This is a genomic window from Streptomyces sp. NPDC006235 (assembly GCF_040613735.1).
Lineage (GTDB): Bacteria > Actinomycetota > Actinomycetes > Streptomycetales > Streptomycetaceae > Streptomyces.
The window spans coordinates 92,427-117,442 of record NZ_JBEXSR010000014.1; the positions used below are offsets into that span (position 1 = coordinate 92,427).

General features: G+C 72.3%; 24 protein-coding genes. 18 read left to right on the forward strand and 6 right to left on the reverse strand.

Annotated features, from left to right (window positions below; all coding sequences use genetic code 11):
* Nucleotides 1–6 precede the first annotated feature (6 nt).
* The gene (locus ABZ192_RS18725; RefSeq protein WP_356925571.1) at nucleotides 7–741 is read right to left on the reverse strand and encodes an FCD domain-containing protein; all 735 of its coding nucleotides are present in this window, start codon (nucleotides 739–741) and stop codon (nucleotides 7–9) included.
* An 82-nt stretch (nucleotides 742–823) separates the two neighbouring features.
* Here ABZ192_RS18725 and ABZ192_RS18730 point away from each other — a divergent pair, with 82 nt between their 5' ends.
* From ABZ192_RS18730 to ABZ192_RS18745, 4 genes are read left to right on the forward strand one after another with little or no spacing between them, the layout of a single operon-like run.
* A complete protein-coding gene (locus ABZ192_RS18730) occupies nucleotides 824–2,188 on the forward strand; it encodes a glutamine synthetase family protein (RefSeq protein WP_356925572.1) in 1,365 nt (454 codons plus the stop codon).
* Between the two features lie 8 nt (nucleotides 2,189–2,196).
* Nucleotides 2,197–3,570 (forward strand): aldehyde dehydrogenase family protein, encoded by a 1,374-nt coding sequence (locus ABZ192_RS18735; RefSeq protein ID WP_356925573.1) that lies wholly within the window; start codon nucleotides 2,197–2,199, stop codon nucleotides 3,568–3,570.
* On the forward strand, nucleotides 3,567–4,352 hold the full coding sequence (locus ABZ192_RS18740; RefSeq protein WP_356925574.1) for a 3-oxoacyl-ACP reductase: 786 nt from the start codon (nucleotides 3,567–3,569) through the stop codon (nucleotides 4,350–4,352). Before ABZ192_RS18735 ends, ABZ192_RS18740 begins: the two co-directional genes overlap by 4 nt.
* 48 nt (nucleotides 4,353–4,400) lie before the next feature.
* Nucleotides 4,401–5,300 carry a DUF2510 domain-containing protein gene (locus ABZ192_RS18745; RefSeq protein WP_356925644.1) on the forward strand — a complete coding sequence of 300 codons (900 nt, stop codon included), beginning with the start codon at nucleotides 4,401–4,403 and terminating at the stop codon, nucleotides 5,298–5,300.
* A gap of 13 nt (nucleotides 5,301–5,313) precedes the next feature.
* Here ABZ192_RS18745 and ABZ192_RS18750 read toward each other — a convergent pair whose 3' ends face one another.
* Nucleotides 5,314–6,516, reverse strand: coding sequence for an amino acid deaminase/aldolase (locus ABZ192_RS18750; RefSeq protein ID WP_356925575.1), 1,203 nt, complete (start codon nucleotides 6,514–6,516; stop codon nucleotides 5,314–5,316).
* Nucleotides 6,517–7,575: 1,059 nt separating this feature from the next.
* Here ABZ192_RS18750 and ABZ192_RS18755 point away from each other — a divergent pair.
* Genes ABZ192_RS18755 through ABZ192_RS18765 form a run of 3 tightly spaced genes read left to right on the forward strand, consistent with a single transcriptional unit; the run spans nucleotide 7,576 to nucleotide 10,460 of the window.
* The gene (locus ABZ192_RS18755) at nucleotides 7,576–8,496 is read left to right on the forward strand and encodes a hypothetical protein (RefSeq protein WP_356925645.1); all 921 of its coding nucleotides are present in this window, start codon (nucleotides 7,576–7,578) and stop codon (nucleotides 8,494–8,496) included.
* Between the two features lie 8 nt (nucleotides 8,497–8,504).
* Entirely contained in the window at nucleotides 8,505–9,671 is a 1,167-nt protein-coding gene (gene mycP, locus ABZ192_RS18760) for a type VII secretion-associated serine protease mycosin (RefSeq protein ID WP_356925646.1), read from the forward strand.
* A gap of 60 nt (nucleotides 9,672–9,731) precedes the next feature.
* Nucleotides 9,732–10,460 carry an SseB family protein gene (locus ABZ192_RS18765; protein WP_356925576.1) on the forward strand — a complete coding sequence of 243 codons (729 nt, stop codon included), beginning with the start codon at nucleotides 9,732–9,734 and terminating at the stop codon, nucleotides 10,458–10,460.
* Nucleotides 10,461–10,476: 16 nt separating this feature from the next.
* Here the strand turns inward: ABZ192_RS18765 and ABZ192_RS18770 are convergent, their stop codons facing one another.
* On the reverse strand, nucleotides 10,477–10,833 hold the full coding sequence (locus ABZ192_RS18770; protein ID WP_356925577.1) for a DUF1844 domain-containing protein: 357 nt from the start codon (nucleotides 10,831–10,833) through the stop codon (nucleotides 10,477–10,479).
* A 396-nt stretch (nucleotides 10,834–11,229) separates the two neighbouring features.
* Between ABZ192_RS18770 and infC the strand changes: the two genes are divergently transcribed.
* The 10 genes from infC (at nucleotide 11,230) to ABZ192_RS18820 (ending at nucleotide 22,031) form a co-directional block, all read left to right on the forward strand.
* A complete protein-coding gene (gene infC / locus ABZ192_RS18775) occupies nucleotides 11,230–11,889 on the forward strand; it encodes a translation initiation factor IF-3 (RefSeq protein ID WP_356925647.1) in 660 nt (219 codons plus the stop codon).
* A gap of 109 nt (nucleotides 11,890–11,998) precedes the next feature.
* Entirely contained in the window at nucleotides 11,999–12,193 is a 195-nt protein-coding gene (rpmI, locus tag ABZ192_RS18780; RefSeq protein WP_059419477.1) for a 50S ribosomal protein L35, read from the forward strand.
* 95 nt (nucleotides 12,194–12,288) lie between these two features.
* On the forward strand, nucleotides 12,289–12,672 hold the full coding sequence (rplT, locus tag ABZ192_RS18785) for a 50S ribosomal protein L20 (protein WP_010045263.1): 384 nt from the start codon (nucleotides 12,289–12,291) through the stop codon (nucleotides 12,670–12,672).
* Between the two features lie 90 nt (nucleotides 12,673–12,762).
* Nucleotides 12,763–13,623, forward strand: coding sequence for an RNA methyltransferase (locus ABZ192_RS18790; RefSeq protein WP_356925578.1), 861 nt, complete (start codon nucleotides 12,763–12,765; stop codon nucleotides 13,621–13,623).
* A gap of 54 nt (nucleotides 13,624–13,677) precedes the next feature.
* Nucleotides 13,678–14,820, forward strand: a complete 1,143-nt coding sequence (locus ABZ192_RS18795) for an ATP-binding protein (protein WP_356925579.1) — start codon at nucleotides 13,678–13,680, stop codon at nucleotides 14,818–14,820.
* A 129-nt stretch (nucleotides 14,821–14,949) separates the two neighbouring features.
* Nucleotides 14,950–16,077 carry a phenylalanine--tRNA ligase subunit alpha gene (pheS, locus tag ABZ192_RS18800; RefSeq protein ID WP_150479873.1) on the forward strand — a complete coding sequence of 376 codons (1,128 nt, stop codon included), beginning with the start codon at nucleotides 14,950–14,952 and terminating at the stop codon, nucleotides 16,075–16,077.
* Nucleotides 16,077–18,590, forward strand: coding sequence for a phenylalanine--tRNA ligase subunit beta (gene pheT, locus ABZ192_RS18805; protein ID WP_356925580.1), 2,514 nt, complete (start codon nucleotides 16,077–16,079; stop codon nucleotides 18,588–18,590). The genes pheS and pheT overlap by 1 nt, the downstream gene beginning before the upstream one ends.
* Nucleotides 18,591–18,767: 177 nt before the next feature.
* Nucleotides 18,768–19,778 carry a PP2C family protein-serine/threonine phosphatase gene (locus ABZ192_RS18810; RefSeq protein ID WP_356925581.1) on the forward strand — a complete coding sequence of 337 codons (1,011 nt, stop codon included), beginning with the start codon at nucleotides 18,768–18,770 and terminating at the stop codon, nucleotides 19,776–19,778.
* Nucleotides 19,779–20,037: 259 nt separating this feature from the next.
* Nucleotides 20,038–21,378: a transcriptional regulator gene (locus ABZ192_RS18815; protein WP_356925582.1), complete on the forward strand. Its 1,341-nt coding sequence runs from the start codon at nucleotides 20,038–20,040 to the stop codon at nucleotides 21,376–21,378.
* Nucleotides 21,379–21,485: 107 nt separating this feature from the next.
* Nucleotides 21,486–22,031, forward strand: coding sequence for an NUDIX hydrolase (locus ABZ192_RS18820; protein ID WP_356925583.1), 546 nt, complete (start codon nucleotides 21,486–21,488; stop codon nucleotides 22,029–22,031).
* Nucleotide 22,032: 1 nt separating this feature from the next.
* Here the strand turns inward: ABZ192_RS18820 and ABZ192_RS18825 are convergent, their stop codons facing one another.
* Complete coding sequence (locus tag ABZ192_RS18825) at nucleotides 22,033–22,290, reverse strand: hypothetical protein (protein ID WP_010045250.1); 258 nt, start codon at nucleotides 22,288–22,290, stop codon at nucleotides 22,033–22,035.
* Nucleotides 22,291–22,507: 217 nt separating this feature from the next.
* Nucleotides 22,508–23,383: a 3-hydroxybutyryl-CoA dehydrogenase gene (locus ABZ192_RS18830; protein ID WP_150479869.1), complete on the reverse strand. Its 876-nt coding sequence runs from the start codon at nucleotides 23,381–23,383 to the stop codon at nucleotides 22,508–22,510.
* A 180-nt stretch (nucleotides 23,384–23,563) separates the two neighbouring features.
* Here ABZ192_RS18830 and ABZ192_RS18835 point away from each other — a divergent pair, with 180 nt between their 5' ends.
* Nucleotides 23,564–24,814, forward strand: a complete 1,251-nt coding sequence (locus ABZ192_RS18835; protein WP_356925584.1) for a family 10 glycosylhydrolase — start codon at nucleotides 23,564–23,566, stop codon at nucleotides 24,812–24,814.
* Nucleotide 24,815: 1 nt separating this feature from the next.
* Here ABZ192_RS18835 and ABZ192_RS18840 read toward each other — a convergent pair whose 3' ends face one another.
* The gene (locus ABZ192_RS18840; protein ID WP_010045242.1) at nucleotides 24,816–25,016 is read right to left on the reverse strand and encodes a DUF1918 domain-containing protein; all 201 of its coding nucleotides are present in this window, start codon (nucleotides 25,014–25,016) and stop codon (nucleotides 24,816–24,818) included.

Here is a 25,016-nt window from a genome sequence, read left to right on the forward strand (position 1 = left end):
CCCGGCTCAGCCGAGGAAGCCGCGCAGCAGCGCCGCCGTCCCCGCGCAGTGCTCGCGCGTGATCTCCCGCGCCTGGTCCGCGTCGCCCTCGATCACGGCCTCCACCAGGGCCGTGTGCTGCCGTTGCGAGTGTTCGAGGTTGCGTACGAGCAGCGGAATGCAGTCCAGCAGGTCGTTCACCGTGGCCCGCACCGCCGCGTACTGCGCGGTCAGCGTCGGGGAGCCGCACAGCTCGGCCAGCGTGAGGTGCAGCAGCGTGTCCAGGCGGCGGTAGTCGGCGAGCGGGGCGTCGTGCGTGCGCGCCAGGGCCTCCCGCAGCCGCCGCGCCTGATCGTCGTCCAGCCCGTGCACCGCGCACAGCCCGGCCGCGCCCACCTCCAGCACCTCACGGAACCGCAGCACGTCCTCTATGTCGACCTCGGCGATCCGGCGCCGCAGCTCGTCCTCGCCGCCGGCGTCCGTGCGGGGCAGCACGAACGTGCCGCCGTAGCGGCCCCGCCGCGACTCCACCAGCCCCTGGTCCTGGAGGACCTTCAGCACCTCGCGCAGCGTCACCCGGCTGATCCCCAGCCGCTCCGCCAGCTCCCGCTCGGCCGGCAGCCGCTCGCCCCCCGGCACCAGGCCCAGCCGTACGACCTGCAGGATCTGCTCCAGTGCCTCCTCGAAGCCGTTGCCCGCGCGCACCGGCCGCAGCACCGGCGTCAGCCCGTCCCGCATGTCGCCGCCAGCTTCCTCCGGCATGTGGCCGTACCCCCTTCCCAAGCAATGGTTCTCAGGAATACCTTATGGCTTCCGGCGGAACCAGAGCCAAGGAGGCCCTCCCGTGGCAGACCGCACACCCCCGCTGAGCGTCGAGGAACTGCACGCCCTCGTCGCGGGCGGTGAGATCGACACTGTCGTCCTGGCCTTCCCCGACATGCAAGGGCGGCTCCAGGGCAAGCGGTTCGCCGCGCGCTTCTTCCTCGACGAGGTCCTCAAGCACGGCACCGAGGGCTGCAACTACCTGCTCGCCGTCGACACCGAGATGAACACCGTCGACGGCTACGCGATGTCCTCCTGGGACCGCGGCTACGGCGACTTCGCCATGCACCCGGACCTGGCCACCCTGCGCCGCGTCCCCTGGAACGAGGGCACGGCCATGCTCCACGCCGACCTCGCCTGGAACGACGGCTCGCCCGTGGTCGCCGCCCCCCGCCAGATCCTGCGCCGCCAGCTGGAGCGCCTCGCCGAACTCGGCTACACCGCCCAGGTCGGCACCGAGCTGGAGTTCATCGTCTTCAAGGACACCTACGAGCAGGCCTGGGACGCGAACTACAGAGGACTCACCCCGGCCAACCAGTACAACATCGACTACTCGGTCCTCGGCACCGGCCGCATCGAGCCTCTACTGCGCCGCATCCGCAACGAGATGGCCGCCGCCGGCCTCACCGTCGAGTCCGCCAAGGGCGAGTGCAACCCCGGCCAGCACGAGATCGCCTTCCGCTACGACGAGGCCCTGGTCACCTGCGACCAGCACGCCGTCTACAAGACCGGAGCCAAGGAGATCGCCGCCCAGGAGGGCATGTCGATCACCTTCATGGCCAAGTACAACGAGCGCGAGGGCAACTCCTGCCACATCCACCTCTCGCTCGCGGACGCGGACGGCACCAACGCCATGGCAGGCGGCGGCGAGGACGGCATGTCGGACGTCATGCGCCACTTCCTCGCCGGCCAGCTCGCCGCGCTGCGCGATTTCTCCCTCCTCTACGCCCCCAACATCAACTCCTACAAACGCTTCCAGCCCGGCTCCTTCGCCCCGACCGCCGTCGCCTGGGGCCACGACAACCGCACCTGCGCGCTGCGGGTCGTTGGCCACGGCCGCTCGATGCGTTTCGAGAACCGGCTGCCCGGCGGCGACGTCAACCCCTACCTCGCCGTGGCCGGGCTGGTCGCGGCCGGTCTGTACGGCGTCGAGCACAAACTGGAGCTGCCGGAGCCCTGCCCCGGCAACGCCTACGCCGGCGACTTCGCCCACGTCCCCACCACTCTGCGCGAGGCCGCCGAGCTCTGGGAGAACAGCCCGATCGCCCAGGCGGCCTTCGGGGACGAGGTCGTCGCGCACTACCGCAACATGGCGCGCGTCGAACTGGACGCCTTCGACGCCGCGGTGACCGACTGGGAGCTGCGCCGCTCCTTCGAACGTCTGTGAGGCCCCTCTTGTCCTCCGAGCACCTTCTTGAAGTACTGAACCCCGCGACCGAGGAGGTCGTCGCCGCCGTCGCCGGGGCGAGTCCGGCCGACGTCGACGCGGCCGTCACCCACGCCGCCAGGGCACAGCGCATCTGGGCCGCCCTCACCCCCGGCGACCGCGCCCGGCTGCTGCGCCGCTTCGCGGCCACCGTCGACGAGCACCTGGAGGAACTGGCCCGCCTGGAGGTCCGGGAGGCCGGCCACACCATCGGCAACGCCCGCTGGGAGGCGGGCAACGTCCGGGACCTGCTGGACTACGCGGCCGGGGGAGTGGAGCGGCTCACCGGCCGGCAGATCCCGGTGCCCGGCGGCCTCGACGTCACGATCCTCGAACCGCTCGGCGTCGTCGGCGTGATCGCGCCCTGGAACTTCCCCATGCCGATCGCCGCCTGGGGCACCGCCCCCGCCCTCGCGGCCGGGAACGCGGTGCTCCTCAAGCCCGCCGAGACCACCCCGCTCACCGCGCTGCGCCTCGCCGAACTCGCCCTGGAGGCCGGGCTCCCGGAGCACCTCTTCCAGGTCCTGCCCGGACACGGCGCCATCACCGGCGACACGCTGGTACGCCACCCCGGGATCGCCAAGATCGTCTTCACCGGCTCCACCAGGACCGGTCGGCGGGTCGCGGCACTCGGCGCCGAGCAGGTCAAGCCAGTGACCCTCGAACTCGGCGGCAAGAGCCCGAACATCGTCTTCGCCGATGCCGACCTGAAGGCCGCCGTCGACCCCTTCTCCTTCCTGGACAACGCCGGCCAGGACTGCTGCGCCCGTACCCGCATCCTGGTCCAGGAGGCGGTGTACGACGAGGTCCGCGAGCTGCTCGCAGAGGCGCTGGCCGCCGTGGTGGTGGGCGACCCGGCCGACGAGAAGACCCAGATGGGCCCACTGATCTCCCGGCAGCAGCTCGACCGCGTCAAGGAGTTCGTCTCCGAGGACGCCCCGGCCCTGCGCGGCAGCGCGCCCGAGGGGCCCGGCTTCTGGTTCCCGCCGACCGTGCTCACCGGGGAGCGGCCCGACTCGGCGGCGGCCTGCGAGGAGATCTTCGGCCCGGTCGCCGTCCTGCTGCCCTTCACCGACGAGGCCGACGCGATCCGGCTCGCCAACGACACCCCGTACGGCCTGTCCGGCTCCATCTGGACCCGGGACGTCGGCCGCGCCCTGCGCGTCTCCCAGGCCGTCCGCGCCGGCAACCTGTCCGTCAACTCCCACGCCAGCGTCCGCTACTGGACCCCGTTCGGCGGCTACAAGCAGTCGGGCGTCGGCCGTGAGCTCGGCCCCGAGGCCCTGGCCGCCTTCACCGAAACCAAGAACGTCTTCATCAGTACGGAGGGCCCCGCACAGTGACCGCTCAGGAAAGCATCTGCCGCCGGCTGGTCGGCCGGACCGCCGTCGTCACCGGAGCCGGCAGCGGCATCGGCCTCGCCGCCGCCCGCCGCCTCGCCTCCGAGGGCGCGCACGTCGTCTGCGCCGACGTCGACGAGGTCCGCGGCAAGGCGGCCGCCGAGGAGACCGGCGGCACCTTCGTGAAGGTGGACGTCACCGACCCCGAGCAGGTGGAGGCCCTCTTCAAGACGGCCCACGACACCTACGGCAGCGTCGACATCGCCTTCAACAACGCCGGCATCTCCCCGCCCGACGACGACTCCATCCTGGAGACCGGCCTGGAGGCCTGGAAGCGCGTCCAGGAGGTCAACCTCACCTCCGTCTACCTCTGCTGCAAGGCCGCCATCCCGTACATGCGGCGCCAGGGCAAGGGCTCGATCATCAACACGGCGTCCTTCGTGGCCAGGATGGGCGCCGCCACCAGCCAGATCTCGTACACGGCCTCCAAGGGCGGCGTCCTCGCCATGTCCCGCGAGCTGGGCGTCCAGTTCGCCAGGGAGGGCATCCGGGTCAACGCCCTGTGCCCCGGCCCGGTCAACACCCCGCTCCTCCAGGAGCTGTTCGCCAAGGACCCGGAGCGCGCCGCGCGCCGCCTGGTGCACATCCCGCTGGGCCGGTTCGCCGAGGCCGAGGAGATCGCCGCCGCCGTGGCCTTCCTCGCCAGCGACGACTCCTCCTTCGTGAACGCCACCGACTTCCTGGTCGACGGCGGAATCGCGGGGGCGTACGTCACACCCCTGTAAGCCCGTGCCCGGCGGGCCCGGGTCGCGCCCTACAGTGCCGGGATGAGCATGACGCCTCCACCCGGCTGGTATCCCGACCCGCACGGCCCCCATCTGGAACGCTGGTGGGACGGCACGGCCTGGACCGAGCACCGCCGCGCGCCCGAGGCCCTGGACGCTCCGCCGCCGGGTGGCGGCACCGGCCGCACGAAGGTGGTCGCCCTGACCGCCACGGGCCTCGTTCTGGTCGCGGCGATCATCACCGGAGCCGTCGTCCTCGGCGGGGGCGACGGCGGCGGCACGGAGACCAGGACGGCCCCCACCTCCACCGTCGAGCCCACCCCCGACTCGCCGGAGCCGACCCCCGAGGCGTCCGCCTCCGAGCCGTCCACCGACGACCCCGCGATCGTCGAGGACCAGCTCAACGGCGTCACCTTCCCGCTGCTCGACGGCTGGGTCCGCCCCCAGTACGTCGCCCAGGACGACGTCGTCATGACGACCGACGGCACCTACGACTGCCCCGGCGGCGTGGGCCTGTGCCGCCACGGCATGGTCTTCTCCCGCACGGTGACCGAGAACGACGAGAGGTCCCCCGAGGCCCTCGCCAAGGCGGACATCCAGGACGCGGCCGACGAGGCCTACGACCGCGACGAGCTCGGCCGTGAGCTGTACGGGGGCATGACGTCCCACCAGGTCGTGAAATCCGGGCCGGTCGCGGTGGCGGGCCGCGCCGGGTACCTCGTGCGCTGGCGTGTCGAGACCGCCAAGGGGCCGGGCGGCTACGTCCAGTCGCTCGTCTTCCCCTCCAGCGTCGGCACCGAGTCACCGGTCCTCGTCCGGTACGTCTTCGACGCGGGCGAGGACGGACCGCCGCTCGCCGACATGGACCGCATCACCAAGGGCATCCGGCCGTTCGGCGACGCGGACACGGGCGGCGGCGTCGGCAGCAGCATCGGCCCGGCGGACTGACGACGCACACGTCCTACAGAAATGTGTGGCCCTCGCCGCGGTAGGTCGGCACCGTCGCCGTCACCGCGTCGCCCTCGATCAGGTGCAGCCGGTCGAACCGCTCGCACAGCTCACCGGCCTTCGCGTGCCGGAACCACACCTTGTCACCGATCAGCAGGTCGTCGGCGGGCGAGCCGAGCAGCGGCGTCTGCACCTCGCCGGCCCCCTCCTGAGGGTCGTAGCGCAGCCCCTCCGGCAAGTACGGCACGGGCAGCCGGTCGGGCCCGGCCGCGCCGGAGGCGGGATACCCGCCACCGAGGACCGTCACCACTCCCACCCCCGGCCGCCGTACGACGGGCTGGGCGAAGAGGGCCGCCGGACGGCCGCTGAACGACGTGTAGTTGTCGAACAGCCGCGGGACGTACAGCCCCGACCCGGCGGCGATCTCGGTGACCGCGTCCTCGGCCGCCGTGTGCTGCACCGAGCCGGTGCCGCCGCCGTTGACGAACTCGAGACCCGGCACCACGGCCCGCACCGCGCGCACCACCTCCGCGCGCCGCTCGGCGAGTTCACGCTTGGCGGCGGCCTGCATCAGCCGGACGGCACGGGACCGCAGCGGACGCCCGGCCACGGCGTCCCCGACGCCGGCGACATGCCCCTCGTACGCCATGATCCCCACGACCTCGAAGCCCGGCCGGCGGGCCACGGCCCGGGCCACGTCGGCGACCTGGGCGGGGGAGTGCAGCGGCGAACGCCGGGCCCCGATCCGCACCCGCCCGCCGAGCAGCTTCAGGGAGGTGTCCAACTCCAGGCAGACCCGCACGACTTCACGCCCACCACCGCGCGATGCGTCGATCAAGTCGAGCTGGGCGACGTCGTCGACCATCACGGTCACGGCGGCCGCGAGCTTGGGATCACCGGCGAGTTCGGCGTACGCGGCCCGGTCGGCGGACGGGTAGGCGAGCAGTACGTCGTCGAACCCCGAGCGCGCCAGCCACAGCGACTCGGCGAGGGTGAACGACATGAGCCCCGCGAAACCGTCCCGGGCCAGGACGCGTTCCAGCAGCGCCCGGCACCGCACGGACTTGCTCGCGACCCGGACGGGCTTGCCCCCGGCGCGACGGACCAGGTCGGCGGCGTTGGCGTCGAAGGCGTCCAGGTCCACGATCGCGAGGGGGGCGTCGAGATGGGCGGTGGCCCGGTCGTAACGGGCCCGGTCGGAGGCGCGCGCAGTCATGAACGCAGCCTGCCAGACTGGATTACCGCAGGGTAGGGGGACGTTCCGGGCAGATGCCCCGGGCTCATGGACTGGTTCCCGTTCACGCAGGGACAAGCCGTAGAGTGACGCGCACGTACGGCGGAGCGACGCCGGCCGGACTTCCGCGCTGGGATGACGCTCCATCCGTACGGGTATGTGTGCCCGGGACGACTCAGTGCCGGGCCTCGGGCAGGACGACACGGCCCGCGCAGTACGCAGCGGCCCGGGTACGAGGAAACGGGGGGGTGCATGAGCACGGAAGCGCAGCGTGCCTCTTTCCCTCCCCGCCCCACCATCCCGCCCCGCCCGTCCCACCCCCCGGCACCGCCCGAGGACGCCCGGACGGCATCGTCCGACGCGGCCACGGGTGACAACCCGTCGGGTGAGGACGAGCGGGGGCGCTCCGGTGTGCGTGGGCCGAGTGCGGGGACGCGGCGCCCGTCGCCGGAGGGGGACACGGACTCGTCAGGCTCTGCCGCCGCCGGGCAGGAATCGGCTGCTCGCGGTGGTGCCGCGGCCTCCGGCGGGTCCGACGGCTCGAACGGCCGCCCCCGTTTCCCCAGCTTCGGCGACACGCTGGCCCGTCGCAGCGAGCCCGCCGCACCCCGGCGTACCGAGCCCGCCCCGCCCCCGCCCCGCGCCTCCGACCGTTTCCCGGACACACCGCCCGGCGTCGGCCGTGTGACCCGACCCGAGTCGAACAGGCCGTCCGCCCCGCCCGACGCACCCCCGCGGCCGCGTCACCTCCCCACGCCGGGCTCGTCCGGCCGGCCGGGGTACGCCCCTACGTCACGCCGTACCGGCGCCCCTTCCGAAAGCTCTTCGGAGGCGACCGCACGCCTGCGACCGGTTCCCGCCGACCCGTCACCCTCGCAGCGAGCCGAGCGCCCGTCCTCCGATCCCGCTGAAGCCTTCGGCCGCCCCGGTTCTGCGCGGCCCGGAGTCCCGCCCCGCCCCTCGCGGGAGCCGCAGGCTGGTGCCGGTGCCGGTGCCGGTGCCGGTGCCGACACCGATGCCACCACCGGGCGTGGCATGCGCATGTCTTCGGCACCGGTCCACCGGCCCACCAAAGCCTCCCCGGACCCGTCCCTCTCCTGGACGGCCCCCCTGACCCCCGGTCCCGCTCCCGCCGGCGCACGCCCCGTCGTCTCCTTCGGGGAGCCCGAGGGATACGACGGCGACGCGCGGCCCCGGCCGCTCGGGCGGCGCGGGGCGTCCCAGACCGCCGCTGCCGCCGTGTGTCTCGTGCTCGGGCTGGGGCTCATCTCGGGCGCGGTCACCGGAAGCTGGCTCGTGGGGGACTCAGGGGCGGAGGGCTCGCCCTCCACCTTCGCCGCGGCCGGCAGCCTCTGGCACAGCGTGCCCGTCGACCAGCTGTTCCCGCCCACCGTGCAGGGGCAGGGCGCCGGCCCCGGCGGAGCCGACCGCACCTGGACCCGGATCGCCGTCGCCCCGGACAGCGGCTGCAAGGACGCCTTCGACCCCCTGTTGCGCAAGGCCCTCGCCCCCGTCGGCTGCGAGCGGCTCCTGCGCGCCACCTACACCGACGCCACCGAGAGCTACGTGACCACCGTCGGCCTGCTCTTCACCACGGCCGACGCCCCGGGCATGACCTCCCTCGCGAACCGTTTCCGCAAGGAGCGCCTGGACCGCCGCAGCGACCTGATGCCCCTGCCGTACGCCGCGAAGGACACGCCCGCCGCCCACTTCGGCCCGCAGCAGCGCGCCGCCTGGACCGTCTCCGTGCTGACCGAGGCCCCGGTCGTCGTCTACGCCGTCTCCGGCTGGGCCGACGGCCGTACCGTCGACGACCCCCAGCCCGCCGGGGACGCCATGGAGTCCGGCGCCACCACCGCCCCCGCGCAGGCCGGCCTCGGCAACGAGGCACAGGGCCTCGCCGACCGCGTCGAACGCGACCTGCGCAAGAACGTCCGCTCGGCAACGGAGCAGCCGTCGTGAAAGCCGTCATGTCCCGCGCGGGCGGGTTCCTGAGCGTTCTCCTCGCCACCGGCCTCGTCCTGGTCCCCGCCACCACCGCCCACGCCGACGGCATCCGCGCCCAGCAGTGGGCCCTGGAGGCGATGCACACCCAGGAGGCCTGGCAGACCACCAAGGGCGAGGGCGTCACCGTCGCCGTCCTGGACACCGGCGTCGAGGCCGACCACCCCGACCTGATCGGCAACGTCCTCACCGGCAAGGACCTGGTCGGCTTCGGAGCCGAACCCGGCGACCGGGCCTGGGCCCGGCACGGTACCGCCATGGCCGGCATCATCGCCGGGCACGGACACGGCCCGGGCGACTCCGACGGCGTCCTCGGCATCGCCCCCGAGGCGAAGATCCTCCCCGTCCGCGTGATCCTGGAGGACGGCGACCCCTCCCGCGCCAAGGCCCGCAGCACCCGCGGCAACGCCCTCGCCGACGGCATTCGCTGGGCCGCCGACCACGGCGCCGACGTCATCAACCTCTCCCTCGGCGACGACTCCGCCTCCGCGCACCCGGAACCCGCCGAGGACCAGGCCATCCAGTACGCCCTGAAGAAGGGCGTGGTCGTCGTCGCCTCCGCCGGCAACGGCGGCGAGAAGGGCGACCGCATCTCCTACCCGGCCGCCTACCCGGGGGTCATCGCCGCGACCGCCGTCGACCGCGCCGGCACCCGCGCCCCCTTCTCCACCCGCCGCTGGTACGCCACGGTCAGCGCCCCCGGCGTCGACGTCGTCATCGCCGACCCCGACCACAAGTACTACGAGGGCTGGGGCACCAGCGCCGCCGCCGCCTTCGTCTCCGGCGCCGCCGCCCTGGTCAAGGCCGCCCACCCCGATCTGACCCCGGCCCAGGTCAAGTCGCTCCTGGAGGACACCGCCCGCAACGCCCCGGCAGGAGGCCGCGACGACTCCCGCGGCTTCGGCTTCGTCGACCCGGCCGCCGCCATCAAGGCCGCCGACCGGCTGAAGCCGCAGGGCCTCGACTCGGCGTCGTACGGCGCGAAGTACTTCGGCAACGGCCCGGACGCCACCGGCTCCGACGACGACACCGCCGACTGGGCCGCCCCCCTCGCGGGCAGCGTCGGCGGCGTCCTGCTGGTCGCGGCCGTGGTCCTGTGGCGCGGCCGTCGCGCGAGCCACGACGAGTTCTGACCTGCGGCCGGCAGGACCGCCCGCCGACGCGGCGGCACCCGGCCGATAGGCTCGACGACCGTGGCGAACAAGAACATCCCCGACTCCGGCTTCTCCGACGACGACGGCTCCGCCGACCCCCGGCTGAGCGCGGCACTCGCCGCCTGGTCGGAGGACCGCGGTGCCGTGGGCCCGGTCCTCGACGCACTCAAGGGCGCCCGGCTGCTCGTCCCCGTCGTGGCCGTGCTCGGCGAGGTCGAGGAGGACGAGCGGGGACTGCGCCGCGAGAAGACCAGCGACATGGCCGTACCGACCCTGAAGGCCGGAAACCGCACCGCGCTGCCCGCCTTCACCTCCACCGACTCCCTCGCCCGCTGGGACCCGGCGGCCCGCCCCGTCGCCGTACCCCTGCACCAGGCCCTGCAGGCCGCCGCGCACGAGCAGGCGGACACGGTCGTGCTCGACCTGGCCGGGCCCGTGCCCTTCGAACTGACCGGCCCCGCCCTGCTGGCCCTCGCGGAGGGCCGTTCGACCACCGACCCGCTCGCCGACCCGGCCGTCGTCGGGGCCGTACGCGACGCCGTGGCCGCCGAGCCCGCCGTGCTGCGCGCCCACCTTGGGCCGGGCCAGGCCGACGGCACGCTCGCCCTGGTCCTCGACCCGGCCGCGGACCCCGCCGAAACCGCCCAGGCGGTCGCCCGGCGGCTCGCAGCCGACGAGACACTGAGGGCCCGCCTGGTGCGCGGCCTCGACCTGGCACTGCTGCCGGCCGGGGCGACGCCACCGGGCGAGCCCTTGTACGAACGCTGAGGGACCTGCGTACCGGCTAGCCGTAGACCGGGCCCGTGTACTTCTCGCCCGGGCCCTTGCCCGGCTCGTCCGGGACGAGCGACGCCTCGCGGAACGCCAGCTGGAGCGACTTCAGGCCGTCGCGCAGGGGCGATGCGTGGAACGAGCTGATCTCGGTGGCGGACGCGTCCAGCAGGCCGGCCAGGGCGTGCACCAGCTTGCGGGCCTCGTCCAGGTCCTTGTGGGTGTCGCCCTCCTCGGTCAGACCGAGCTTCACCGCGGCGGCGCTCATCAGGTTGACGGCGACCGTCACGATCACCTCGACCGCCGGGACCTCGGCGATGTCGCGGGCCATGGCGTCGAAGTCGGGGGACTCAGGAGGGGTCTCACTCATGCCCCACACGATAGGCGCAGGCCGGGCGTGTGCCGTACCGGGCCCCGGGTGGCCGCAATTAGCCGTTCCTGGCCGATGCTGGTAATCTCGTGTAACGACCGGTCGGACCCGTATGCCTAGCGGCCCGCGAGCCCGACCCACAAGTGGAGGCTTTCGAACTCCCACCTGACCGCCCCCAGGGCGGCGGGTCACCGGTCAGACGGTCCCGTCCCAGCGGCGGTGATCCGTCCGAAAGCGCGCCCCGCGGTTCCCCGCGACGGTGCTCCGGTAGTTCGAGGAGCCCCGCCTGGGAATCGTCCGGGGCATTTTTTGTGCTTCGGCGCGGTTAGGTCTATCGAATAGAGACGTTACGCGGCCGTCCGCCAGACCGTCGCGTGGTGCTACCGAGGAGGATCCATCAGCGCCGAGCCCCGCATCAACGACCGGATTCGCGTTCCCGAGGTGCGACTTGTCGGTCCCAGTGGCGAGCAGGTGGGCATCGTCCCCCTGGCCAAGGCACTGGAGCTTGCGCAGGAGTACGACCTGGACCTGGTCGAGGTCGCGGCGAACGCCCGTCCGCCCGTGTGCAAGCTCATGGACTACGGGAAGTTCAAGTACGAGTCGGCCATGAAGGCCCGTGAGGCGCGCAAGAACCAGGCGCACACGGTCATCAAGGAGATGAAGCTCCGGCCGAAGATCGACCCGCACGACTATGACACCAAGAAGGGTCACGTCGTTCGGTTCCTCAAGCAGGGCGACAAGGTCAAGATCACGATCATGTTCCGTGGTCGCGAGCAGTCCCGGCCCGAGCTGGGCTACCGACTGCTCCAGCGGCTCGCGGAGGACGTCGCAGACCTCGGTTTCGTCGAGTCGAACCCGAAGCAGGACGGCCGAAACATGATCATGGTTCTCGGTCCGCACAAGAAGAAGACCGAGGCGATGGCCGAGGCTCGCCAGGCGCAGGAGGCCCGCAAGGCCGAGGCGAAGGCCAACCCCGGCAAGTCGCAGAACGCCGCCGAGGCCGAGCTCGCCGAGGACTCCGCCGAGGCTCCGGCCGAGGCTTCCGCCGACGCGTGATCCCGGGGGGCGCGAGTCCCCAGGAAGCAACCGAAACAAGACGACGCTCCACCGTGCCCGGTTTCACGACCGGGCACCGGAGCGCCACCGACGAGGAGAGTACGGCGCTATGCCGAAGAACAAGTCGCACAGCGGGTCCAGCAAGCGCTTCAAGATCACCGGCTCCGGCAAGGTGCTCCGCGAGCGTGCCGGCAAGCGCCACCTGCTCGAGCACAAGTCGTCCCGTGTGACGCGTCGCCTCACCGGCAACGCCGAGATGGCCCCGGGCGACGCCAAGAAGATCAAGAAGCTTCTCGGCAAGTGACGCTCCGGCGCCTGAGCGCCGTACGTCAGGACCGGGACCCAATCGATTTCGGGCCGTGTGCGGACCACCGCGGCCCCGCTACAAGGAGTTAAAAAGTGGCACGCGTCAAGCGGGCAGTGAACGCCCACAAGAAGCGCCGGGCGATCCTCGAGCAGGCCTCCGGCTACCGCGGTCAGCGTTCGCGCCTGTACCGCAAGGCCAAGGAGCAGGTCACCCACTCGCTGGTCTACAACTACAACGACCGCAAGAAGCGCAAGGGTGACTTCCGTCAGCTGTGGATCCAGCGCATCAACGCCGCTGCCCGCGCCAACGGCATGACCTACAACCGCTTCATCCAGGGTCTGAAGGCCGCGAACATCGAGGTCGACCGCAAGATCCTGGCCGAGCTGGCCGTCAACGACGCCGGTGCGTTCGCCGCGCTCGTCGAGGTCGCCCAGAAGGCGCTGCCGAGCGACGTCAACGCCCCCAAGGCGGCCTGACGCCGGCTCCGAGCCGATGTGACTCAAGGACCCGCAGGCCACTGGCCTGCGGGTCCTGCTGTGCAGCCAGCTACTGAGAAAGCGAACGCGATGCCCCCCGCCACCCCCGAGCTCATCTCCCCCCGTTCCCCCCGCGTCCTGGCCGCGCGGCGGCTGGCGAAGCGGAACTTCCGGGGGAAGGAGCGTCTGTTCCTCGCGGAGGGGCCGCAGGCGGTGCGTGAGTCGGCCGGGCACCGGACCGGGGAGGCGGCCACGCTCGTGGAGCTGTTCGCCACGCTGGAGGCCGCCGAGCGGTACGCCGACATCGTGGGGGAGGCCCGGGACGCCGGCGCCCGGGTGCACCTCGCCGCCGAGCAGGTCATCGCCGACATCTCCACCACCGTCACCCCGCAGGGCCTCGTCGGCGTCTGCCGGTTCCTGGACACGCCCTTCGAAGAGGTCCTCGCGGCGCGCCCCCGGCTCGTCGCCCTCCTCGCCAACGTCCGTGACCCCGGCAACGCCGGGACCGTGCTGCGCTGCGCCGACGCCGCCGGTGCCGAGGCCGTCGTCCTGACCGACGCCTCCGTCGACGTGTACAACCCCAAGGCCGTCCGCGCCTCCGTCGGCTCCCTGTTCCACCTGCCCGTCGCCGTCGGCGTCCCCGTGGAGCAGGCCGTCGAAGGGCTGCGGGCGGCCGGTGTCCGGGTCCTCGCCGCCGACGGGGCCGGCGACCGCGACCTCGACGACGAGCTCGACAAGGGCACCATGGGCGGGCCCACCGCCTGGGTCTTCGGCAACGAGGCCTGGGGCCTGCCGGAGGAGACCCGCGCCCTCACGGACGCCGTCGTCCGCGTCCCGATCCACGGGAAGGCCGAGAGCCTGAACCTCGCCACCGCCGCCGCCGTATGTCTCTACGCGTCGGCGCGTGCACAGCGCGCCGCCGGAGGGTGCCGCTCCGTCACCGGGAACTAGTAGGGTGACCAGCTCAGGGACCCCTCTGTGGAGCCTTGGAGGTGGGGTACGGGGATGAGCGTCGGCACGAGCAGCGCACCAGGGGCCCAGGACGCCGGGAGCCCGCCCGCCGCGTCCCGGCCACCCGGTGATCTCGCCGACATCGGCATCGACCCCGACATGCTGCCCGACGGACTCGTCATCGCCGACGAGCAGGGCCGGATCGTCTGCTTCAACGCCGCCGCCGAGCGCATCACCGCCGTCCGCGCCCGGGACGCCCTCGGACAGCCCCTGGAGAAAGCCCTGCCATTAGAGGATCTGGAGGGGCGGCGCTGGTGGCAGCTGACCGACCCGTACGGCGGTCTCGCGATCCGGGTCGGACAGCCCGAGCGTAACCTCCTCCTCCCCGGCGGCCGTGAGGTGCTGGTCTCCGCGCGCTACGTCCGCACCCGCCCCACCGGCCCCCTCCGCCGCCTGGTCGTCACCCTGCGCGACACCGAGGCCCGCCGCCGCACCGAACGCAGCCACGCCGAGCTGATCGCCACCGTCGCCCACGAGCTGCGCTCCCCGCTGACCTCCGTCAAGGGCTTCACCGCCACGCTGCTGGCCAAGTGGGAACGCTTCACCGACGACCAGAAGCGGCTGATGCTGGAGACCGTCGACGCCGACGCCGACCGGGTCACCCGGCTCATCGCCGAGCTGCTCGACATCTCGCGGATCGACTCCGGCCGCCTGGAGGTGCGGCGCCAGCCCGTCGACATCGGCGCCGCCGTCGGCCGGCACATCCAGGCCTACGTCGCCGCCGGGCAGCCCGCCGACCGGTTCCTGCTGCGCGTCCAGCAGCCACTGCCCGACCTGTGGGCCGACCCCGACAAGATCGACCAGGTGCTCAGCAACCTCCTGGAAAATGCCGTGCGGCACGGCGAGGGAACTGTCACGATCGACGTCACGGCCACGGCGTCCCCCCGCGAGGGCGAGGACATCGGCACGTCGGTCACGGTGAGCGACGAGGGGCCCGGCATCCCGGAGGAGTCCATGAACCGCGTCTTCACCCGCTTCTGGCGGGGCAGCAAGCGCGGCGGCACGGGCCTCGGGCTCTACATCGTCAAGGGCATCGTCGAAGCCCACGGCGGCACCATCACGGTCGGCCGCGCGCCCGGCGCCGGCGCCGAGTTCCGATTTACGTTGCCCGTGAGCGCTCCGGCCTATCTCGCCTGAGCAGCCCGCGGGCGCATTCGTACACCTCCACCCCGTTAGACTCGGCCCTTGGCACCTTTGTGTCCCGCAGACGGCCGTCGGAGTCGGTGACGGGGACCTCCAGCCAGCCAATCGGAAGCACGGGAAGAGATGTCGGCACCGAATAAGTCGTACGACCCTGTAGAGGTCGAGGCGTTGAAACCGGAAGAGATCGAGCGCATGCGGGACGAGGCGCTCGCCGCCTTCGCCGCCGCGGACTCCCTCGACGCGCTCCACGAGGCCAAGGTCGCCCACACCGGCCCCGCCTCCCCGCTGGCCCTCGCCAACCGCGAGATCGGCGCCCTGCCCCCGCACGCCAAGGCCGACGCCGGCAAGCGCGTCGGGCAGGCCCGCGGCGCCGTGAACAAGGGCCTCGCCGCCCGCCAGGCGGAGCTGGAGGCCGAGCGGGACGCCCGTGTGCTGGTCGAGGAGGCGGTGGACGTCACCCTGCCCTACGACCGCGTACCGGCCGGCGCCCGGCACCCGCTCACCACGATGATGGAGCGGGTCGCGGACGTCTTCGTGGCCATGGGCTACGAGGTCGCCGAAGGGCCGGAGGCCGAGGCGGAGTGGTTCAACTTCGACGCCCTGAACTTCCTGCCCGATCACCCGGCCCGGCAGATGCAGGACACGTTCTTCGTGCAGGGCCCGAAGGGCACCGAGGAGTCCGGGTCCGGCGTCGTGCTGCGCACCCACACCTCCCCGGTGCAGGCCCGCGCCCTGCTCGACCGTGAGCTGCCGGTCTACATCGTCTGCCCCGGCCGCGTGTTCCGCACCGACGAGCTGGACGCCACGCACACGCCCGTCTTCCACCAGATCGAGCTGCTCGCCATCGACGAGGGCCTGACCATGGCGGACCTCAAGGGCACCCTGGACCACATGGTGCAGTCCCTGTTCGGTGAGGACATGAAGACCCGGCTGCGGCCGAACTACTTCCCCTTCACCGAGCCGAGCGCCGAGATGGACATGCTCTGCTACGTCTGCAAGGGCGAGTCCATCGGCAACCCCGACCGGCCCTGCCGCACCTGCTCCTCCGAGGGCTGGATCGAGCTCGGCGGCTGCGGCATGGTCAACCCGCGGGTGCTCACCGCCTGCGGCGTCGACCCCGAGAAGTACAGCGGCTTCGCCTTCGGGTTCGGCATCGAGCGGATGCTGATGTTCCGCCACAACGTCGAGGACATGCGAGACATGGTCGAGGGTGACGTCCGGTTCACCCGGCCGTTCGGGATGGAGATCTGATGCGGGTCCCGCTTTCTTGGCTGCGGGAGTACGTCGACCTGCCGGCGACGGAATCCGGCCGCGACGTCCAGGAGAAGCTCGTCTCGGCAGGGCTCGAGGTGGAGACCGTCGAGCACCTCGGCGCCGACCTCAAGGGCCCGCTCGTCGTCGGCCAGGTGGCGACCATCGAGGAGCTGACGGAGTTCAAGAAGCCGATCCGCTTCTGCACCGTCGACGTCGGCCAGGCCAACGGCACCGGCGAGCCCCAGGAGATCGTCTGCGGCGCCCGCAACTTCGCCGTCGGCGACAAGGTCGTCGTGGCGCTGCCGGGTGCCGTCCTGCCCGGTGACTTCCAGATCGCCGAGCGCAAGACCTACGGCAAGATGTCCCGCGGCATGATCTGCTCCAGCGACGAGCTGAACATGGGCGACGACGGCACCAAGGGCATCATCGTGCTGCCAGCGGAGACCGAGGTCGGCAAGGACGCGATCGAGCTGCTGGAGCTGGTCGACGAGGTCCTCGACATCGCCGTCACGCCCGACCGCGGCTACTGCCTGTCCATCCGCGGCGTCGCCCGCGAGACCGCCATCGCCTACGGCCTGCCGCTGCGCGACCCGGCCCTGCTCGACGTGCCCGCCCCGAACGCGTACGGCTACCCGGTGCGGATCTCCGACCCCACCGGCTGCGACCGTTTCACGGCCCGCACGGTGACCGGCCTGAGCGCCGAGGCCCGCTCGCCGATCTGGCTCCAGCGCCGGCTGCAGAAGGTCGGCATGCGCCCGATCTCGCTCGCCGTCGACGTCACCAACTACGTGATGATGGAGCTCGGCCAGCCGCTGCACGCCTACGACCGCGGCCTGGTCCAGGGCACGATCGGCGTGCGCCGGGCCGAGCCGGGCGAGAAGCTCACCACCCTCGACGGTGTCGAGCGCACGCTGGACGCCGAGGACCTGGTGATCACCGACGACCGCGGCCCCATCGGCCTCGCCGGTGTCATGGGCGGCGCCAATACGGAGATCGCCGACCACGACGACACCGAGAACGCCACGGCGGACATCGTCATCGAGGCCGCCCACTTCGACGCGGTGTCGATCGCGCGCACGGCCCGGCGCCACAAGCTGTCCTCCGAGGCGTCCCGGCGCTTCGAGCGCGGCGTCGACCCGCAGGCCGCCGCTGCCGCCGCGCAGCGCACGGTGGACTTGCTGGTCCTGCTCGCGGGCGGCACCGCAGAGGCCGGCGTCACCGAGGTTCTCGCCCCGACCGCGCCCCGCACCATCACCATCCCGGCCGACCACCCGGACAAGGTCGCGGGCGTCGCCTACGGCCGGGAGACCGTCGTACGGCGGCTCCAGGAGATCGGCTGCGACGTGTCCGGGCAGGACGAGCTGATCGTCACCGCTCCGTCCTGGCGCCCCGACCTCACCGACCCGAACGACCTGGCCGAAGAGGTCATCCGCCTCGAGGGCTACGAGAACCTGCCCTCCACGCTGCCCAAGCCGCCGGCCGGCCTCGGCCTGACCGACCGGCAGCGGCTGCACCGCCGCGTCGGCCGCGCCCTGGCCGGTGCCGGGTATGTCGAGGCGCTGAACTACCCGTTCATCGGTGAGCAGGTCTTCGACCAGCTGGGCCTCGAAGCGGACGACCCGGCCCGCCGCGTCGTGAAGCTCAGCAACCCGCTGAGCGACGAGGAGCCCGCGCTGCGCACGACGCTGCTGCCGGGCCTGCTCACCGCGCTGCGGCGCAACGACGGCCGGGGCTCGCACGACCTCGCGCTGTTCGAGACCGGCCTGGTCTTCCGGCCGCGCGAGGAGCAGCGGATCGCCGCCGTGCTGCCCGTCGACCGCCGCCCGACCGACGAGGAACTCGCCGAGCTGAACGCGGCGCTGCCCGAGCAGCCGCGGCACGCCGCCGTCGTCCTCGCCGGTGCGCGGGAGCAGGCCGGCTGGTGGGGCAAGGGCCGCCCGGCCGACTGGGCCGACGCGGTGGAGGCGGCGCGTTCCGTCGCCCGTGAGGCCGGCGCCGAGCTCATCATCCGCAAGGGGCAGTACGGGCCGTGGCACCCCGGGCGGTGTGCCGAGCTCGCGCTCACCGTGGACGGCGCCGAGCGCGTCGTGGGCCACGCGGGGGAGTTGCACCCGCGTGTGGTGAAGGCCCTGGGGCTGCCGGAGCGCACCTGCGCGATGGAGATCGACCTGGACGCGGTGGAGTCGGCGGGTGACGCCACGGCGCGGGCGCCGCGGATCTCCACGTTCCCCGTCGCCACGCAGGACGTCGCCCTGGTCGTCGACGCGGTCGTTCCGGCGGCGGAGGTCGAGGAGGCCCTGCGCGAGGGGGCCGGGGAGCTGCTGGAGTCGATTCGGCTGTTCGACGTGTACGAGAACGCCGAGCAGTTGGGGCAGGGGCGCAAGTCCCTGGCGTACGCGTTGCGGTTCCGCGCGGCTGATCGGACGCTGACCGTGGATGAGGCCTCCGCGGCTCGGGACGCGGCGGTGGCCCTTGCCGGTGAGCGCGTGGGCGCCGAGTTGCGGAGTTAGTGCTCCCCTCGCCCCTTGAGGCGGATCACCTCACTCGTTTGAGTGGTAAAGGTAGGTAAGCCTGCCCTTCCGGGTGTGCTGTCGACAGAATCGGACCGGCCATATTGGGGCCGGTCCGATTCTGTGTGTCAGGGGCCTATTGGGGGGGCCATCGGCATGATCCGCATCAGGGGTCGGGTGCGAAGTCTCGGTCTGCCGACGGTGTGGGGCGCCGCGGCCGTCACGTACAAGCTGGCCTGTCCGCTCGCCCAGGAGACCGGCCTCGAAGCGCGGATCGTCACCAGTGCCGTGTTCTTCGCGGTCGGCACCGGGCTGATCCTCCATGTCCGGCAGACGCTGATGCGCGAGCTGCGACAGGTGCGCCGCGTCGCGGGTGCCGCACAGAGCGCGCTGCTGAGGCCGCTGCCCCCGTGTGTCGACGGACTGGACGTCGCCGCCGCCCAGTTGCCCTCGGAGCGCGGGGCGGCCATCGGCGGCGACCTGTACGAGGTCGTCGCCACCGAGTACGGCGTACGGGCCGTGATGGGTGACGTCCGAGGGCACGGCATCGGGACGTTCGGGACCGTCGCCGCCGTGCTCGGCTGTTTCCGTGAGGCCGCGCACGACGAGAAGGATCTCGGCGGTGTGCTCCACCGGCTGGAACGCGCCCTGGCCCGGCATCTGCGCCAGGAACAACCGGCGGGCGCCGCCGAGGAGTTCGTGACCCTGCTGCTCGTGGAGATCCGCGCCGACGGGGAGACGACCGCCCTGAACTGCGGGCACCCGTGGCCCTACCGGCTCAGCGGCACGGACGTCGCCCAGCTCGCCCCGGCCGACCCGTACCCGCCCCTGGGCCTGTTCCCGCTCCCGGCCGACCTGCCCACCGTGGGGCTGGGGTACCTGGACCACGGTGACGCCCTGTTCCTCTTCACGGACGGTGCCCAGGACGCGAGGGATGCCCGTGGCCGGTTCTTTCCGTTGCCGCAGGCCCTGACGAGGGCGGTGCGGGACGCGCCGTTCTCCTCGCAGACGATCCTGGGCAGGATTTCCACGGCCCTCCGGGATCACACCCGGGGTGGACCTGCGGACGACATCGCCCTGATGATCCTCACGAAGAGCGGGTGCACGTCCCTCAGGGGCGCGGGGGACCGCGCGACCGGCCACGACGCACCCGCGGTCGACGACGCACCCCTCACCCAACGGCGATGAACCACCCGGCGTGGCCGGCGGAGCCGTCCGCCCCGCCACGGAGTGTCGGGCAGGCAGCCGGGCGGACGGCGGAAGCGGGCCGCCGCACTGTACGAGGGGGAGCCGGCGGCCCGGCCGGCCTCTTGCGAGGCATTTCAGTCAACCGGCTGACGACTCTCCGCGACAGTGCGCACACAGCCCGGATTCGAGCACTCCGTTCACACCCCGTGTGAAGGCGGAGCCACTAATCTGGCGGCACCGAGCCACCCGGGGGGCCCACATGCAGCCCAACACTCTGCTCGACGCGATCCTGGACGAGGCCGGGATCTCGCACGCGGGGCTGGCCGCACACGTCAACCAGGCGGGACGGGCGCGTGGTCTGTCCCTGCGGTACGAACACACCGCCGTCGCCCGGTGGTTGAAGGGGCAGCGTCCCCGGGGCCAGGTGCCCGACCTGATCTGCGAGGTGCTCGCCGCCCGGTTGCAGCGGCAGGTGACCCTGGACGACATCGGCCTGGGCGTACCCGGGGAGCCGTCCGCGCCGCACACCGGCTCGCTGTCCGGCTTCGTCGAGCGGGCCACCGCCCTGTGGCGCTCCGACCAGCAGCAGCGCCCGCACATCCTGGGCGCGCCCGCGCTCACCGGTACGCCCGCCGTCATGCCCGTGTGGGAGTGGGAGAACCCGCCCGAGGACGTGGACGTCTCGCGCGGCGGCAGACACCGGGTCACCCCGGGCGACCTCGACATGCTGCGGGCCGCCCGCACCCACTACGAGCAGCTGTACCGCAAGGCCGGGGGCATCGCGACGCGGGCCCGCATCGTCGGCTTCCTCAACTCCGAGGCCGCGCCGCTGCTGCGCGGCAGCTACACCGACGAGACGGGCCGTCACCTCCACCGCGCCACGGGCGGACTGGTGGCCGTCGCCGGGATCTGCGCCTACGACTCCGACGCGCACGGCCTCGCGCAGCGCTACTTCCATCAGGCCCTGCGGCTGGCCAAGGCCAGCGGGGACCGCGGGCTCGGCGCCTACGTCATCGCACTGCTGGTCAACCAGTCGCTGTTCATGCGGGAGTACCGGCAGGCCGTGGCCTTCGCGGAGGCCGCGCTGCGGGCCGCAGGCAAGCACATCACCCCGGCGCTCGCCTCCGACCTGTACGCGATGCAGGCCAAGGCGTACGCGCATCTCGGGGACGGCACGAGCGCCCTGTCCTGCATCCGGCGGGCCGAGCAGGCCGCGGCCCGCATCCGGCGCGGCTACGAGCCCGACGAGACGGGGTATGTCCAGCCGGGGCTGGTCAACGTCCAGGTGGCGGAGGCGCTGCTGAGCCTCGGGGAGATCGCGGCCGCCGGGGAGCACGCCGCGGCCGCGGTCGACAACCCGGCGCACGACCGCGGCCGGGTGCACCGGCTGGCCATGCTCAGCACGATCGAGCTGCGGCAGGGCAACGCGGACAAGGCCGTGGCCATCGCCGTGCAGATGGCCGAGCAGGCCCGCGGCATGGAGTCCCAGCGGCTGCGCGACCGGTTGCGCGCGGTGCGGGAGCACCTGGTGCGCAGCGGCTGCTCGGGCACGGCCGAGGCCGCGGAACTCATCGACGGGGCGCTGCGCGTACCGTTGTAGACCCGGGCGGCGGGCGACCGCGTCATCCCGAGCGACTTCCTGTGCGCCTGCTGTCACTCCATCCCTGCTGCGATATTGCCACTTACTCGACGGAAGGTGGCAGAACCGTGCAGTGGACGAAACGCAACGAACAAAATGTGTACTCAAACCGCTGGTTCAGCGTCAATCTCGCGGATGTCGAACTGCCGGACGGCCGGCACCTCGACCACTTCCTCATACGGCTGCGGCCCGTTGCCGTGGCCACGGTCGTGAACGCGGCCAACGAGGTCCTGCTGCTCTGGCGGCACCGCTTCATCACCGACAGCTGGGGGTGGGAACTCGCGGCGGGCGTCGTCGAGGACGGCGAGGACATCGCCCGCGCGGCCGCCAGGGAACTGGAGGAGGAGACCGGCTGGCGGCCGGGACCCCTGCACCACCTCATGAGCGTGGAGCCGTCCAACGGGCTCACCGACGCCCGGCACCACGTGTACTGGGCCGACGAGGGCGAGTACGTCGGGCACCCCGTGGACGACTTCGAGTCGGACCGCCGGGAATGGGTCCCCCTCAAGCTCGTACCCGACATGGTCGCCCGCGGGGAGGTCCCGGCCGCCAACATGGCGGCCGCGTTACTGCTGCTGCACCATCTCAGGCTCGGACAGGACACCTTGCCCTGAGCTAGCGTCCCAGTGCCTGCCAGATCGCCACGACGAGGGCACCCACGGCGGTGAGGGCGGCGACCGCGGGCAGCGGCCAGCGCGCGTGTTCCAGTGAGTTGATCCGGGTGTTCAGCTCGTCGAGTTCCTTGGCGGTCTCCTCGGTGCGGTGGCTGAGCAGAGCCAGCCCGCCCTCGACACGGGCGTACGCCACGTCGAGGCGGCGTCGTAACTCTGCGAGTTCTCCATGGACGACCGGATGCTCGGGATCGACGGTCACGAGTCCGCTCCTTTCCGTAGTCGTTGCACATCCCTTGCATGCGCACTGGGAGTCAACTCGCCTGGTGGACGCCTGGGGAGAGTGTGCGACGGGCATATGCGAGCCCGGGGCGCACACGGTGTGTGAATGCAGCGGACCCGGCACCAATTCCGGTGCCGGGCCCGTGGGTTGGCCGAATTCTGACCGTCAGTAATCAGCCTCGGGGGGCGTGTACGGGTCAGTCGTACGTGTAGAAGCCCGACCCCGTCTTGCGGCCCAACCGGCCCGCGTCGACCATGCGCTGCAGGAGCGGGGGAGCGGCGTACAGGGGCTCCTTGTACTCCTCGTACATCGACTGGGCCACCGAGGCGACCGTGTCGAGGCCGATGAGGTCGGAGAGCTTCAGCGGGCCCATCGGGTGGGCGCAGCCCATCTCCATGCCGTTGTCGATGTCCTCGCGGCTGGCGATGCCCGTCTCGAACATCCGGATGGCGGAGAGCAGGTACGGGATCAGCAGCGCGTTCACCACGAAGCCGGAGCGGTCCTGGGCGCGGATCGCGTGCTTGCCCAGCATCTTCTCGGTGAACAACTGCGCCCGGCTCAGCGTGCCCTCGGACGTGGTGAGGGCCGGGATCAGCTCGACGAGCTTCTGCACCGGGGCCGGGTTGAAGAAGTGGATGCCGATGACCTGGTCGGGCCGCGAGGTCGCCACCGCCAGCTTCACCAGCGGGATGGAGGAGGTGTTGGAGGCCAGGATGGCGTCGGGCCGGGTCACGACCTGGTCGAGCACCTGGAAGATCTCGGTCTTGACCTGCTCGTTCTCGACGACGGCCTCGATCACCAGGTCGCGGTCGGCGAACTCGCCGAGGTCCGTGGTGAAGCTCAGACGGGCCTGCGTGGCCTCCAGCTCCTCCTCGGTGATCTTGCCGCGCTCGGCTGCCTTGGCCAGGGAGTTGAACAGCCGGGTCCGGCCGATCTCCAGGGCCTCGCCGGTGGTCTCGGCGACCATGACGTCCAGACCGGACCGGGCGCACACCTCGGCGATCCCCGCGCCCATCTGACCGCAGCCCACGACTCCGACGCGTGCAATGTCTCCCGCTGGGGTGTCCGTCACATCGTCCCTTTCGCTGCTGATCCACTTCCGGGCAGGTGCTCCGGGTCCCGGTGCCTGCTCCGTTCGTGCACGTTACTCCCAAGTATCGATGATCGATCGCTGGGGTCGCGTCCGCTTCGGGCATGCTGGGCGCGGAGCGATCCGCGACCGGGCGGATCCGCGGCTTTTTGGGGCATGCGGATGGGACGAGTGTCACGCAGGGCGTTCGCGGTGGCGGCGCTGTCGGCTTTCACGATGACGCCTCCGGCGTCGGCCGCGCCCAAGCCGGCCGGCGGGGGTGACGGCCGGGGCGACGACAGGGCGGCCGCCGAGATGCGGGGCGTGTGGCTGGCCACGGTGGCCAACCGCGACTGGCCGTCGAAGCCGGGCCTGACCGCCACGCAGCAGCGGGCCGAGCTGATCACCCACCTCGACAGGGCGGTCCGCAACCGGCTCAACACGGTGATCTTCCAGGTCCGGCCCACGGCGGACGCCCTGTGGCCCTCGCCGTTCGAGCCGTGGGCGCAGTACCTCACCGGCACCCAGGGCAAGGACCCCGGCTGGGATCCGCTGGGCACGGCCGTGGAGGAGGCCCACGCCCGCGGCCTGAAGCTGCACGCCTGGTTCAACCCGTACCGGGTCGCCGCCCACGCCGACCCGACCCGGCTCGCCCCCGGCCATCCCGCCCGCAGGAACCCGGACTGGGTGGTGACCTACGGCGGGAAGCTCTTCTACAACCCCGGGCTGCCCGAGGTGCGGGGCTTCGTGCAGGACGCGATGCTCGACGCGGTGGAGAAGTACCCCGTGGACGGCGTCCACTTCGACGACTACTTCTACCCGTACCCGGTGGCGGGCCAGAGCTTCGACGACGACGAGGCCTACGAGGAGTACGGCGGCGGCTTCCCGGACCGGGCGGCGTGGCGGCGGGACAACATCGACAAGCTGGTGCGCGAGACGGCGGAGCGCGTCAGGCAGGTCCGGCCCGGCACCCCCTTCGGCGTCAGCCCCTTCGGCGTGTGGCGCAACGCCGCCACCGACCCGTCCGGCTCGGACAGCCGGGCGGGCGTGCAGACCTACGACGACCTGCACGCGGACACCCGCAAGTGGGTGCGCGAGAGCTGGATCGACTACATCGTCCCGCAGCTGTACTGGAACATCGGCTTCGCCGCCGCCGACTACGCGAAACTGCTGCCCTGGTGGGCGGAGGTCGCGCGCGGCAGCTCGACGCAGCTGTATGCGGGGGAGGCGCTGTACAAGGCCGGTGACCCGGCGCAGCCCGCGGCCTGGCAGGACCCGGCCGAGCTGTCCCGGCACCTGACGCTGGCCAGGGAGCACGCGCAGGTGCGCGGGCACGTCTTCTTCGCCGCCAAGGACGTGGCGGCCGATCGGATCGGGGCGATGGCGAGAGTGGTCGCCGACCACTACGGGCAGCCGGCGACGCCGCCGCGCTGAATCACGGCCCGGTGGTGGTCTCCCGGTGCCGGATCTCGGTGTCGGGTCCCGGCGAGCACACGCCCTCGTGCCCGTCCTCGAACCGGACGCGGTACGGGGGGTTGCCCTCCTGGCCCAGCACTTCGACGATCTCGCCGACTTTGTCGTGCTGACCGACCACCCTGCCGTGCTGGACAAGCTGGTCGCCCACGGTTGCGCGCAT